Annotated in this window: 11 protein-coding genes; 7 read left to right on the forward strand and 4 right to left on the reverse strand. The window is 37.2% G+C overall.

The window, feature by feature from the left end; all coding sequences use genetic code 11:
• Positions 1 to 54 precede the first annotated feature (54 nt).
• Positions 55 to 1,833 carry an AMP-dependent synthetase/ligase gene (locus M0D58_RS17055; RefSeq protein ID WP_248391964.1) on the reverse strand — a complete coding sequence of 593 codons (1,779 nt, stop codon included), beginning with the start codon at positions 1,831 to 1,833 and terminating at the stop codon, positions 55 to 57.
• Between the two features lie 277 nt (positions 1,834 to 2,110).
• Between M0D58_RS17055 and M0D58_RS17060 the strand changes: the two genes are divergently transcribed.
• Positions 2,111 to 3,250 carry an acyl-CoA dehydrogenase gene (locus M0D58_RS17060; protein ID WP_072885762.1) on the forward strand — a complete coding sequence of 380 codons (1,140 nt, stop codon included), beginning with the start codon at positions 2,111 to 2,113 and terminating at the stop codon, positions 3,248 to 3,250.
• A 237-nt stretch (positions 3,251 to 3,487) separates the two neighbouring features.
• Here the strand turns inward: M0D58_RS17060 and M0D58_RS17065 are convergent, their stop codons facing one another.
• The 3 genes from M0D58_RS17065 to M0D58_RS17075 all read right to left on the reverse strand — a co-directional run bounded on the left by M0D58_RS17065 (position 3,488) and on the right by M0D58_RS17075 (position 6,232).
• Positions 3,488 to 3,955, reverse strand: coding sequence for a DUF4349 domain-containing protein (locus M0D58_RS17065; RefSeq protein WP_248391966.1), 468 nt, complete (start codon positions 3,953 to 3,955; stop codon positions 3,488 to 3,490).
• Positions 3,956 to 4,188: 233 nt separating this feature from the next.
• Positions 4,189 to 4,407: a hypothetical protein gene (locus M0D58_RS17070; protein WP_248391968.1), complete on the reverse strand. Its 219-nt coding sequence runs from the start codon at positions 4,405 to 4,407 to the stop codon at positions 4,189 to 4,191.
• Between the two features lie 229 nt (positions 4,408 to 4,636).
• Positions 4,637 to 6,232 carry a peptide chain release factor 3 gene (locus M0D58_RS17075; RefSeq protein ID WP_248391970.1) on the reverse strand — a complete coding sequence of 532 codons (1,596 nt, stop codon included), beginning with the start codon at positions 6,230 to 6,232 and terminating at the stop codon, positions 4,637 to 4,639.
• A 174-nt stretch (positions 6,233 to 6,406) separates the two neighbouring features.
• Here M0D58_RS17075 and M0D58_RS17080 point away from each other — a divergent pair, with 174 nt between their 5' ends.
• From M0D58_RS17080 to M0D58_RS17105, 6 genes are all read left to right on the forward strand, one after another.
• On the forward strand, positions 6,407 to 7,237 hold the full coding sequence (locus M0D58_RS17080) for a CPBP family intramembrane glutamic endopeptidase (protein WP_248391972.1): 831 nt from the start codon (positions 6,407 to 6,409) through the stop codon (positions 7,235 to 7,237).
• A gap of 82 nt (positions 7,238 to 7,319) precedes the next feature.
• On the forward strand, positions 7,320 to 7,889 hold the full coding sequence (gene rdgB, locus M0D58_RS17085) for an RdgB/HAM1 family non-canonical purine NTP pyrophosphatase (protein WP_248391974.1): 570 nt from the start codon (positions 7,320 to 7,322) through the stop codon (positions 7,887 to 7,889).
• A 215-nt stretch (positions 7,890 to 8,104) separates the two neighbouring features.
• Entirely contained in the window at positions 8,105 to 9,019 is a 915-nt protein-coding gene (locus tag M0D58_RS17090; protein ID WP_248391976.1) for a ribonuclease Z, read from the forward strand.
• Positions 9,020 to 9,027: 8 nt separating this feature from the next.
• On the forward strand, positions 9,028 to 9,798 hold the full coding sequence (locus tag M0D58_RS17095; RefSeq protein ID WP_428037175.1) for a TIGR02757 family protein: 771 nt from the start codon (positions 9,028 to 9,030) through the stop codon (positions 9,796 to 9,798).
• Between the two features lie 12 nt (positions 9,799 to 9,810).
• A complete protein-coding gene (locus M0D58_RS17100; RefSeq protein ID WP_248391978.1) occupies positions 9,811 to 10,341 on the forward strand; it encodes a DUF1003 domain-containing protein in 531 nt (176 codons plus the stop codon).
• A gap of 189 nt (positions 10,342 to 10,530) precedes the next feature.
• Positions 10,531 to 12,906, forward strand: a complete 2,376-nt coding sequence (locus M0D58_RS17105) for a choice-of-anchor L domain-containing protein (RefSeq protein ID WP_248391980.1) — start codon at positions 10,531 to 10,533, stop codon at positions 12,904 to 12,906.
• The last annotated feature ends 178 nt before the right edge of the window (positions 12,907 to 13,084 follow it).

The raw sequence follows: 13,084 nt of genomic DNA on the forward strand, positions 1-13,084 counted from the left end.
CGCACAGTTTTAATCTTAAAATTAAAAAAACCGCCTCAAAGAAGCGGTTGCAATTTATTCATGATGTTCATACATTTTATTGTACAGATCAATAAACTTTTCTTTAATCGCCTTTCTTTTCAGCTTTAAAGTAGGTGTTAAAAGGCCGGTATCAATACTCCAGACTTCCGGTGTCAATTCAATTTTCTTGATTTTTTCCCAGTTTCCGAGGTGTTCGTTCGTACTTTCGATTTCTTTTTCTATTCTTTCTTTGAGTTCCTTGCTGTTGGCAATTTCTTTTGGTGTAGAACCGATACTCAGGTTGTTTCTCTGAGCCCAGCTTTTGGCAAATTCAAAATCCGGTTGTATAACTGCAGTCGGCATCTTTTCACCATCGCCAACAACCATAATCTGCTCGATAAACTTAGAGGCTTTGGCAAGATTTTCAATGGTTTGGGGAGCAATATATTTTCCGCCGGAAGTTTTAAACATTTCTTTTTTACGGTCTGTAATCTGAAGAAAGCCATCGCTGTCAACGTGCCCGATATCTCCTGTTTTAAAAAATCCGTCTTCGGTAAAAACTTCTTTTGTCATTTCTTCATTTTTAAAATAACCTTTAAAAATAGATGGCCCTTTTACGGTAATTTCTCCATCTTCCTGAATTTTTACCTGGACATTATCCAAAGGAAGTCCCACAGTTCCTATTTTCATTTTCCCAAAAGCATTCACGGAAATAACCGGTGAGGTTTCCGTAAGACCATATCCTTCAAGAATAGGAATTCCGGCATTCTGAAACATCAGGTTCAGTCTTGTGGAAAGGGCTGCAGAGCCAGAAACCAGGGTGATAATTTCGCCGCCCAATCCTTCACGCCATTTTTTGAAAACCAGTTTATCTGCAATTATTTCCTGTAATCCGGAAGGTTTGGAGACTGTTTTCTTTTTAGAAATCAGATTCAGTGCCCAGAAAAATATCTTCTGCTTAAGACCTCCTGCTGAAGATCCGGTAGCATAAATTTTATCATAAACCTTTTCCACAAGCCTTGGAACAACGCTCATGTAATGAGGTTTCACTTCTTTTACATTTTCTCCCATCTTCTCAATGCTTTCCGCAAAATAAATGGAAAAACCATTATACTGGAACAGGTAAAAAAGCATCCTCTCGAAAATATGGCAGATGGGCAGAAAGCTTAATACTCTCGTATCTTTATAATCCAGGTTTTTCTTTTTAGGGATTCTCGGAATTGATCCTAATACGTTGGACACAATGTTATGGTGAGTCAGCATAACTCCTTTGGGTTTTCCCGTAGTTCCGGAAGTATAAATAATGGTGGCCAGATCTTCCGGATTGATCGTATTAGAAAGATCTTCTACTTCAATCTGTGTAGAATCGTCTTCTCCAAGATCCAGCACTTCTTTCCAGTTGGCAGCTCCGCTGATATTCTCGAAGGTGAAAATTCCCTGCAGTGAAGGGATATTGTGCTTTACCTTCATTACTTTATTTAAAAGATCTTTATCAGATAAAAAGCAATATTTGATCTCGGCATTGTTGAAGATAAACTCGTAATCTTCCGGCGAAATACTCGGATATACCGGTACGGAAACCACCCCGATCTGAGAGAGCCCAAGATCCATTATGGCCCACTCTGTGCGGGAATTGGTGGTAATCAGCGCGATTTTGTCCCCAGGTTTTATCCCGAGTTTTAAAAGTCCGCGTGAGATTTTATTGCCTTCATTGATAAATTCCTGAGTAGACGTTTTCTTCCATTCCCCCTGATATTTTGTTACAAACATATCCGTTTTCGGGTAGGTCTCTAAAGCATAATGAGGAATATCGAATAATCTTTTTATAGTCATGATGGTAAAAGTAATTAGTTAAAGGATTTTAAATATAAGCATTTTTTTTAATTAGCAATACCACATTCGGAAATTTACAATTACTGAAGAATATGGCGTATTATGTATTAATTGTTATACTTTTTAATTAAATAAATTAATAATGTTTTAATCAATTTATTTGTTTTTTAATATTTGTTTAATTCCTGATTTTCAGAATGTAAGACTTAAGTTTTAATTCTATTTTCAGATTTGATCAAAAAGTGTAAATTAGCGTCCATCTAATTATTCAATTTTTATGGACTTTAATTTATCGGAAGAACAGCTGATGATTCAGCAGGCAGCAAGGGATTTTGCACAAAACGAACTATTACCTGAGGTAATCGAAAGAGACCGCGATCAGAAGTTTCCTGCAGAACAGGTGAAAAAAATGGGTGAAATGGGACTTTTGGGAATGATGGTAGATCCTAAATACGGCGGTGCAGGGATGGACAGTGTTTCTTACGTTTTGGCCATGGAAGAGATTGCAAAAATAGATGCTTCTGCAGCTGTGGTAATGTCTGTAAACAATTCTTTGGTATGTGCCGGACTTGAAAAATTTGCTTCTGAAGAACAGAAAGTAAAATATTTAACACCTCTTGCAAGCGGACAGGTAATCGGAGCATTTGCATTGTCTGAGCCGGAAGCAGGTTCTGATGCAACTTCACAAAAAACCACTGCAGAAGATAAAGGAGATTATTATTTGCTGAACGGAATTAAAAACTGGATCACCAACGGTGGTACAGCAAGCTATTATATTGTAATTGCACAAACGGATCCTGAGAAAAAACATAAAGGAATCAATGCTTTCATCGTTGAAAGAGGATGGGAAGGATTTGAAATCGGGCCTAAAGAAGACAAACTGGGAATTAGAGGAAGCGATACGCATTCTTTGATCTTCAACAATGTAAAGGTGCCGAAAGAAAACAGAATCGGAGAAGACGGTTTCGGATTCAATTTTGCGATGGCTGTTCTGAACGGAGGCAGAATCGGGATTGCTTCTCAGGCATTAGGTATTGCTTCAGGAGCTTACGAACTGGCATTAAAATATGCTAAAACAAGAAAAGCTTTTAAAACTGAAATTATCAACCATCAGGCGATTGCATTTAAACTGGCAGATATGGCGACCCAAATCACGGCGGCAAGAATGCTTTGTTTCAAAGCTGCAGTAGAAAAAGATGCTGGAAAGGATATTTCAGAAAGCGGTGCGATGGCGAAATTATATGCCTCTCAGGTAGCAATGGATACGACAATTGAAGCAGTACAAATTCACGGTGGATACGGATATGTAAAAGAATACCACGTGGAAAGAATGATGAGAGATGCAAAGATCACACAGATCTATGAAGGAACTTCTGAAATCCAGAAAATCGTTATCTCAAGAAGCATTGCAAAGTAATTGCTTACTATAAAAATGAAATAGTAAAAGGCTCTCAGAAATGGGAGCCTTTTTACTTTCACACGAACCACAAAATATTAATAATATATTGTTCTAACTATTGTTTTGATTGATTTTTTTAGCTTAAGTTAAATGATAAATGTAAATTATAATCAATGAAGTAAAATTAGGAATATCATTTTCGGAATAACGTGATTATGATTAAAATATTATTAAAATCTATCGGAATATTCTTTCTTAAGGATTTTTATCCGTAGCCTTTCTTTTTTTATAAAAATAATATCCGATTCCTGCAATCACAAATAACGGCCAAAGCGGAAGAATAAACAGAAAAATAGAAGTGATGACATTCCAGCCCGAAGATATAGCAGCAAAGGACTGTGCTCCCAATGTTTCAGGGTTTTTATCATCCGCGATATTTCCCTGCTGTCCGTAAAGGGTAATGTCGATTTCACACATCGTGTTTTCAACAATATCATGACCGGAAGTTTCAATGTTCATATTTTCGACCGTTCCCAGATTGTAGTTGAGGTCAGACATAAGATAATCAAATTTCTGAACAGGAACTTTCACTTTCAGATAGGCGGTTTTTTTATCACTATTTTGAAGGGAAACACTTTCACTTCTTATAAAGCCGTTGTATTTGGCAACTTCATCCTTTACAATTTCTTTTGCAGTTTCAGCATCATTTACGCTAAGTTCCACTATTCCTTTTTTGATGAATCTATTCTGCTGAATCAATTCAGGATTTTCTTTCTTCGGAGAATTTTTATAAACGATTTTTGTTTCCTTAATAATTTTCGGGGCAGGAACATTTACTACAATTTTATTTTCTTTCTTTGCCGAATCTTTCTTTTCCTTCTTAGATTCCAGTTTTACGGATGATATTTTTTCGGAAAGAGAATCTACTATTTTGGAAGTACTTTCTATTTTATCTTTTACCGCATTTTTAGTGTCTCAAATTCTTTGATTTTAACATTCGCAGAGTCTAAAGCAGCATTTGCCTGATCATTGATTGTAATGATTTTTTCCGAGGCATCAGCAATGGTACTGTCGGCCGAACTGATGGTATTTTCCAGCTGCGATGTTGCAGCTTCTCTCTTTTTACACATGATGAATGTTCCCGATACGGCAACAAGTAAAATGAATTTTTTCATACGATTAATTTTTTCGATGAAGTAAAATTAGGAGTGGAATTGTTGTAAAGATTGTAAAAGGTTTGTTTTGAAGATGTAAATTGATAAAGGTTTGATTTTTATGGTTTTGTAAAATAAAATTAACGATTATACAATCTGTTTTTCAAATGAATATTGAATATAGTTCAATAAAAAACAAAAAAATCCGCAGAAAATTCCGCGGATTAAATATCTGAATTAATATTTCTCATTAAGCATTCTTAAATTCACTGATGAAATGCAGTTTCACATTCGGGAATTTTTCCTGCGTCATATGGATGGTAAAAGAAGAATCAGCAAGAAATACCAGTTGGTTGTATTTGTCTCTTGCTAAAAACCGCTGCTTTAATCTCGCAAATTCTTTAAATTCTTCAGACTTTTCATCGGCTTCAACCCAACACGCTTTGTGCATGGAAAGCGGCTCGTAGGTACATTTTGCACCATATTCATGTTCCAGACGGTACTGGATTACCTCGTACTGAAGAGCTCCCACTGTTCCGATGATTTTTCTGCCGTTCATTTCCAGCGTAAACAGCTGTGCAACTCCCTCGTCCATTAGCTGATCGATCCCTTTTGCCAATTGTTTTGCTTTCAGCGGATCATTATTATTGATATATCTGAAATGTTCAGGCGAGAAATTCGGAATTCCTTTGAAGTTCAGTTTTTCACCTCCGGTCAACGTATCACCGATCCTGAAACTTCCTGTGTCATGAAGCCCTACGATATCTCCCGGGAAACTCTCTTCCACGACTTCCTTTTTATCTGCAAAGAATGCATTGGGTGAAGAGAACTTCATTTTTTTACCCTCTCTTACCAATAGATAATTTTCGTTTCTTTTAAACGTTCCGGAAACAATTTTTACGAAAGCCAAGCGGTCCCTGTGTTTCGGATCCATATTCGCATGGATTTTGAAAACAAAGCCAGTAAACTGATTTTCTTCAGGTTTTACCAGACGCGTATCACTTTCCTTTGGCTGGGGCATCGGTGCAATATCGATAAAGGCATCCAGCAATTCGCGCACTCCGAAATTATTCAAAGCCGATCCGAAGAAAACAGGCTGAAGATCACCTTTCATATAATCTTCACGGCTGAATTCAGGATATACCGACTGTACGAGATCAAGCTCTTCACGAAGCGTAGCTGCCGATTTTTCACCGATTAATTCATCAATGGCAGAATCATTAATGTCATCAAACTTAATGGCTTCTCCAACCTTCTGCTTTTTCTCCTCCAAAAACAGTTGGATGTTGTTTTCCCAGATGTTGTAGATCCCTTGAAAATCACTTCCCATACCAATCGGTAATGAAAGCGGAACAACCGTTAAACCTAATTTCTGTTCAACCTCATCCAGGAGATCAAAAGCATCCTTACCCTCACGGTCAAGTTTATTGATAAATACCAGCATCGGGATATTTCGCATTCTGCATACCTGTACAAGCTTTTCAGTTTGTTCCTCAACCCCTTTTGCCACGTCTATGACAACGATTACAGAATCTACGGCAGTCAGTGTTCTGTAGGTATCTTCCGCAAAATCCTTGTGTCCCGGAGTATCCAGGATATTGATTTTATGATCTCTGTATTCAAAAGCAAGTACGGAAGTTGCTACGGAAATCCCTCTCTGTCTTTCAATTTCCATAAAGTCGGAAGTGGCTCCTTTTTTTATTTTATTGGATTTTACCGCTCCCGCTTCCTGGATGGCCCCTCCGAAAAGAAGCAGCTTTTCCGTGAGCGTCGTCTTTCCGGCATCGGGGTGAGAAATAATCCCGAAAGTTTTTCTTTTCTCTATTTCTTTGATTAAGTCTGACATATCGTATTTTGAAGTTGCAAAAATCGTAATTTTTAATGGAATCTGAAAATGATTTCCTTCAGGAAGAGATCTGTACCTCAAAAAAATGCAGATGTTTTTATTACTTCATTATTCAAACAATAAAGAAACTTCTCAAAAACTTTTATCTTTGCCCGATAAATCTGAGTATAAAGTATGGAAAACAGCAGGTATCCGAAATTTACATTTACATGGTTGGGCGGACTTGTCTTACTGGCCGGGCTCATAGTCGGAACCATGGCCTTATCATTTTTTAATATCTTCTGGATGTTTGCTTTCAAAGAAAACCTTCAGTATAAAGATTGGTACTTTATGCTTTCCAATGCCGCCGGATTTCTTACCGCTATCGCTTTTTTTGATTTTTTTATCGTAAGACCAAGCACCGGAAAAAAACTGAACTTCAATTTTTCACCCACCAATTTTTACACCTATTTATTGATTTTTCCTATGATGTTCGGGATGATGCTCATCGCGGAATTTATCACCTCACAAATACCTACAACAGGACCTTTTTTCGGGAAATATTATGAATTTTTCGAAAGATTGATGGAGCAGCTTACCGATGATCCGTTGGTGATGATTATCACTGCTGTAATTTGTGCTCCTATTTTCGAAGAGATTGTTTTCCGCGGGATTATCCAGAAGGGATTGATCAATAAAGGGGTACGGCCGGTAAATGCGATTCTCATGGCATCTGTTATTTTCGGTCTGGTTCATGGAAATCCGTGGCAGTTTGTGGGAGCGGTTTTATTGGGATGCGTTCTTGGTCTGGTATACTACAAAACAAAATCTTTATTGCTGCCGATGCTTCTTCATGGCTTCAATAATTTGTGTTCCACCATATTGATTGTTTACACGAAAAATGAAAGTTTTGCAGACGCTTTTAAAATCCAGGAATGGGTAATACTTGCCGTTGGTATTATACTTTTTTCAGTCTTTTATTATCTTTTTACAAGAAAATATAAAGTACATTATTCTGAAATTTAACTACAAATTGCTTTAAGAGTCATCACAATAGATAAATATTCAAAAAATATTGTGATTAAAAAAATAAAAATAAAAAAAGGAAATGGAGTTATTGGTTGCTACCCACAATGTACATAAAAAAGAAGAAATCCAGCAGATTTTAGGGGATGGTTTTTTTGTAAAAAGCTTAACGGATTACAATATTCATGAAGAAATTGTGGAAGATGGTGATTCTTTTAACGCCAATGCTTTGATTAAAGCTAAATATTGCTTTGAAAAAACAGGAATTCCAAGCTTAGGTGACGACAGCGGATTGGTTGTTGAAGCGCTGGACGGCAGACCGGGAATATTCTCCGCACGGTACGCAGGAGATCATGATTTTGCCAAGAATATTGAAAAAGTGTTGGGAGAAATGCAAGGCATTGAAAACAGGAAAGCCTATTTCATCACCGTTTTATGCTATTATGATGAAAACGGAGCAAAATATTTTGACGGAAGGGTTCACGGAAATCTCCTGAATGAAAATAAAGGTTTCAAAGGGTTCGGCTATGATCCGATCTTTGTTCCTGAAGGATACGATAAAACCTTTGCAGAAATGGAACCTCAGGATAAAAACAAAATCAGTCACAGAAAACAGGCCCTGGATCTTTTTCTGGATTTTCTGAAAGAATAGTATGGTTAAGATTAAGGTTGAAGTTTTTGAAATTTCAATTGTGTTTAAAAACAGAAAGTTTAGGTAATATTAATTAAAAAGATAATATCTCTTTAAGCCAATTTTTAATACATCTGCTTTATTCTCAACCTTAGGCTCAACCTTAATCTTAATCTCAATCTCAGCCTTTTCTTAACCTAAATTCCGTACATTTGTCTATATAATAAACGATAGATTTGAGTACTTATTTAACGATATTAGGCTTTAATTCGGCAATTCCCACCATCAATTCTTCTCCTACCGCACAATTCCTGGAAATGGAGGAAAGGTCTTTTCTGATTGATTGTGGAGAAGGAACACAGGTTCAGCTGAGAAAAGCAAAAGCGAAATTTTCGAGAATTAATCATATTTTCATTTCCCATCTTCACGGAGACCACTGTTTTGGTCTTCCCGGCCTTATTGCATCTTTCCGTCTTTTAGGAAGAGAAACACCGTTGCATGTATACGGACCGAAGGGAATAAAAAAAATGCTGGAAACTATTTTTACCATTACCGAAACCCATCGCGGTTTTGAAGTGGTTTATCACGAACTGGATAAGGACTATTCCGAAAAAATTTATGAAGACAACCGGGTAGAGGTATACACTATTCCTCTTGATCACAGGATTTATTGCAACGGATATCTCTTTAAGGAAAAGCCTAAAGAAAGACACCTGAATATGCAGGAAATTTCAAAATACAAAGAAATTGAAACCTGCGATTATCACAATATTAAGGCAGGAAAAGATTTTGTGCTGAGCGATGGGTATGTTCTCAAAAATGAAATTCTTACAACAGATCCGGTTCCTCCGGTTTCTTATGCGTTTTGCAGCGATACACGTTATCTTGAAAATGTGATTCCCGTCATTAAAAACGTTAATGTCCTTTATCATGAATCCACTTTTTTACATGATTTAAAGGATATGGCAGATTATACCGGACATACGACCGCAGTGGAAGCAGCAATGATTGCCAGAAAAGCTGAGGTAGGAAAACTTATTTTAGGACACTTCTCAAACAGGTATGCAGATCTTACAGTATTCACTGATGAAGCAAGAACCATCTTTCCGAATACTTTCTTACCGAAGGCACTGGAGCCTGTGAAAATTTAAAATAAATGATGTTGAATTTTGAAGAACTGAAAATCTTCCTGGATGAAAAAGCAGACCAGTATAATCATCCGGATTTTATCGGGAATGATCCTATACAGATTCCGCATCGGTTCACCCTGAAACAGGATATTGAAATAGCAGGTTTTCTGGCAGCAACGATTTCCTGGGGAAACCGGAAAGCGATTATAAAATCTGCTGAAAAAATGTTGGATATTATGGGGAATACCCCTCATGATTTCGTATTGAATCATTCGGAAAAAGATTTGAGATCTATTGAAGATAAAAGCATTCACCGCACTTTCAATGGAGAAGATTTTGTGTATTTTATGAAACAGTTTAACAGGATTTACCGTGAAAATCAAAGTCTTGAAAGCTTATTCAGACTCCATGAATCGGAAACCAGTTTTCTGCATTCTGTTGAACGGTTCAGAAGCAGTTTTTTGGGTGCTGAAAAACACAGAAGCCACAAACATGTAAGTTCACCGTATAAAAATTCTTCCACCAAAAGGATCATCATGTTCCTGCGTTGGATGGTGCGAAAGGATAAGCGTGGCGTAGATTTTGGTATCTGGGAAAATACAGGACAGCAATATCTTTCCATTCCGCTGGATGTGCATACGGGAAATATTTCAAGGAAGTTAGGGCTTATTTCAAGAACGCAGAACGACTGGAAAACGGTAGAAGAGCTGGACGCCGTAATCAGAAAGTTTGATGAGAAAGATCCCGCAAAATATGATTTTGCATTGTTCGGATTAGGAGTTACCAAAGAATTATTATAAAAGCAGAACACAATGAAAAAGTACGAAGAAAAAACTGAGGCTTTAGAAAAAATTGCCAACGGAATTACCTGGTGGATAGGTTCTATACCGTCTCTGATTGCACATACATTGTTTTTTATTATATCATTTGTTTTACCGCTTTTGGGCTTGGTGGAATTTGATAAAATGTTGCTGATTCTTACCACGGTAGTTTCTTTGGAAGCAATTTATCTAGCTATTTTTATTCAGATGTCCGTCAATAAAAGCCATGAGAAAATTGAAGACATCCAGGAGGATATTGAGGATATCCAGGAAGATATTGAAGAGATCAGCGAAGATATAGAGGAAATCAGTGAGGATATTGAAGAAATTAACGAAGATATTGAAGATATCCAGGAAGATATTGAGGAAATTAATGAAGAAGATGAAGAAGATGATCACAGTGAGCGTGCAAAAAACGTGATGTTGAAAAGCAATGTAAGTTCAAATAAAAATGAGATCAAAGCACTTAAGGATAAAATTCAGGAGCTTCAGGAAAAAATTAATGAACTTAAGAATGAATGATTTAAATTTCGATTTATATAAATAACTCCACAAAAGGCTAATAAAAAAATTGGTCTTTTTTTTATTATTACAGATATATTATCTGATATGTATGGATTTGATGAAATAGATTAGGTTTTTACTGCAATTATTTCATTTCTTATCAAATTTTAATCAAAAAATTATTATTTTTGAACAAACAACAACAAAATGTTAAATTATAGACTGAAAAACTACTTCTTCTTTTTAGTGTTGCTTTTGATTTCAGGATCAGCTGCTGCTCAGCATGCGTCAAGAAAAAATGGTAAAGTTAAACTGACTTCCGAGAGTATGAAAGTGGGAGCTTTTATTGATGTGAATACCGCATCTTATCCGGAATCATCTTACAACATTCAGCAACTTGTTCAGCAGGTCCTTATCAACGGAACATCAAGCTGTGCAACGCCGAATGTAAGCAATGTAACGGTTACGCCCAATCATCCGGTGACTAATCCGGACAGGTTTTGGGGGTATTTTCATAAAGGAACAACCAATTTCCCTTTCGAAGACGGAATCGTTTTGACAACAGGCTACGCGAGAGAAGCCGGTAATACCGCAATTGCTACCAACCTTGCAGGTCTCATTTCCGAAGGTGGTGATGCAGATCTTGCTGCAGCAACCAATACCAATATCTCCAATCAGCGTGATGCTGTTGCTCTGGAATTTGATTTCGTACCGAATTCAAATCAGGTAAAATTTAATTATATATTTGCTTCCGAGGAATATACCGGAGGCTTTCCATGTAATTATTCGGATGCATTTGCATTACTTATCAAGCCTGTAGCGGGAGGTGCCTACACAAATGTTGCTATTCTTCCCGGAGGAGCTGGTCCTGTAAGTGTTACGAATATACGTCCTGCAACTCAGTTTGGAGGTGGTACACTTACCTGCGGGGCATTGAACCCTACTTATTTTGCAGGATATAACACTACAAGTATTGAAACCAATTACAACGGAAGGGTAGTACCCTTAACTGCAATTGCGGATGTAACTCCAGGTGTTGCCTACCATTTTAAGATGGTTCTTGCAGATTATAATGATCAGACTTTAGATTCTGCCGTATTCCTTGAGGGAGGTTCTTTTGATATAGGAATTAAAATTGTAGATGCCAACGGTGTTGTTTTGCCTGATACCGTAAATATGTGTGACAATACGCCACAGGTGTTAACAGCTTTGCTTACCGTATCACCAGGGATGACTTTCCAGTGGTATAAGGATGGAGTGGCAATCAATGGTGCAACCAATGTTTCTTATACAGCAACATCTCCCGGCGCTTACGAAGTGAAAGTGTCTGTACCGGGAAATCAGTGTCCTGCTTCTGCAGTAATAACCATTGTTGGAGGAACTACTCCGCCTGCACAGAATGCAACCCTGAAGCTGTGTACAACTCCTTCAGTTTCTACATTTAATTTAAATGATGCAACTCCGTTAATCACCACGTCAACGACTGCTGTTGTAAGGTACTATGTTAACCAGGCTGATGCGGTTGCACAAAATAATAATTTCCTGAATGCTTCTGCAGTAAGCAGTTATAATGGTGCCGACGGGCAGGTATTGTACGTTGTTGTTTCCAACGGTGCTTTTTGTAGTAAAATGGTTACATTAACTCTAAGAAAAGAGGCAACGCCAATTGCACAGCTTACGGCCACTAAAGTAAGATTATGCGTAGGTGAATCTACTACTCTTACAGCAGCCAACGGAGCTACTTACGAATGGGTAGGAATGACGGGCACCGGAGCAACCCAAACGGTTTCTCCAACTCAGACAACAACCTATTCTGTTTATGCTATCGGCGCACAAGGATGTAAATCACTTCAGCCGGCATCTATTACAATAGAAGTAGTCCCTGCTATTACTTCAAACCTTTCCGGTGGAATGATCTGCCAAGGGGATGTAATTACTCTTGATGCAGGACCTGGACCAAACTACAGCTATTTATGGAACACAGGAGATACGTCGCAAACAATTTCCGTAGGAACTCCGGGGACATATTCTGTGACAATCAATAATGGTGTTTGTTCAAAAGTATTTACAACACAGGTGATTCAGGCTATTATTCCTGAAATTATCAACGTAAATTATAATGAGAACGGAACAATGATTCTTACGGCAAGTAACCCAAGCAATGGAGCATTGGAATATTCTATTGATAATGGTCTTACCTGGCAAAACTCCAATACATTCAGTAATGTACCGAGAAATACCGTGGTTTCAATTCGGGTAAGAGTTAAAAAAACGAGCTGTGTAGGATTCCTTCAGTATTTTACTTTTGTGATGCAGAATGTAATCACACCAAATGGAGATAATATTAATGATATCATCGATTTCAGAGGGGTGAATCAGAATAAAGATTTCAAGGCATCTATTTTCGATCGATATGGAAAAGAAGTTTACAAAGCAAGTAGTCTTCAGCCTTATTGGGACGGCTATTTCCAGGGGAAACGTCTGCCTACATCATCATACTGGTATCAGGTGAGTTTTGAGGATCCGGCAAGTAAAAAACCTGCATTGAAAACAGGATGGATCCTGCTTAAGAATATAGAATAATAATGAAATAATAATTTTTAAATATTCAAAGAAAGACCAACAATTTGTTGGTCTTTTTTTCGTTCTTATAGTAATTGAACAAATATTGTAAAATCAGATGAGTTATATTATTAATAATGTAATTTATTATGAATTGATATTTAATCAAAAAAAATAGTATTTTTGTTTAAAATAATAT

This window comes from Chryseobacterium nepalense (genome assembly GCF_023195755.1).
Taxonomy (GTDB): Bacteria; Bacteroidota; Bacteroidia; order Flavobacteriales; family Weeksellaceae; genus Chryseobacterium; species Chryseobacterium nepalense.

What these genes read in the sequence shown, in the direction of transcription:
- M0D58_RS17060 (WP_072885762.1), top strand. Translation starts at nt 2,111, where the DNA reads ATGGACTTTAATTTATCGGAAGAACAGCTGATGATTCAGCAGGCAGCA.
- M0D58_RS17100 (WP_248391978.1), top strand. Translation starts at nt 9,811, where the DNA reads ATGAAAAAGTACGAAGAAAAAACTGAGGCTTTAGAAAAAATTGCCAAC.
- M0D58_RS17055 (WP_248391964.1), bottom strand. Translation starts at nt 1,833, where the DNA reads ATGACTATAAAAAGATTATTCGATATTCCTCATTATGCTTTAGAGACC.
- M0D58_RS17095 (WP_428037175.1), top strand. Translation starts at nt 9,028, where the DNA reads ATGTTGAATTTTGAAGAACTGAAAATCTTCCTGGATGAAAAAGCAGAC.
- M0D58_RS17080 (WP_248391972.1), top strand. Translation starts at nt 6,407, where the DNA reads ATGGAAAACAGCAGGTATCCGAAATTTACATTTACATGGTTGGGCGGA.
- rdgB (WP_248391974.1), top strand. Translation starts at nt 7,320, where the DNA reads ATGGAGTTATTGGTTGCTACCCACAATGTACATAAAAAAGAAGAAATC.
- M0D58_RS17070 (WP_248391968.1), bottom strand. Translation starts at nt 4,407, where the DNA reads ATGAAAAAATTCATTTTACTTGTTGCCGTATCGGGAACATTCATCATG.
- M0D58_RS17105 (WP_248391980.1), top strand. Translation starts at nt 10,531, where the DNA reads ATGTTAAATTATAGACTGAAAAACTACTTCTTCTTTTTAGTGTTGCTT.
- M0D58_RS17075 (WP_248391970.1), bottom strand. Translation starts at nt 6,232, where the DNA reads ATGTCAGACTTAATCAAAGAAATAGAGAAAAGAAAAACTTTCGGGATT.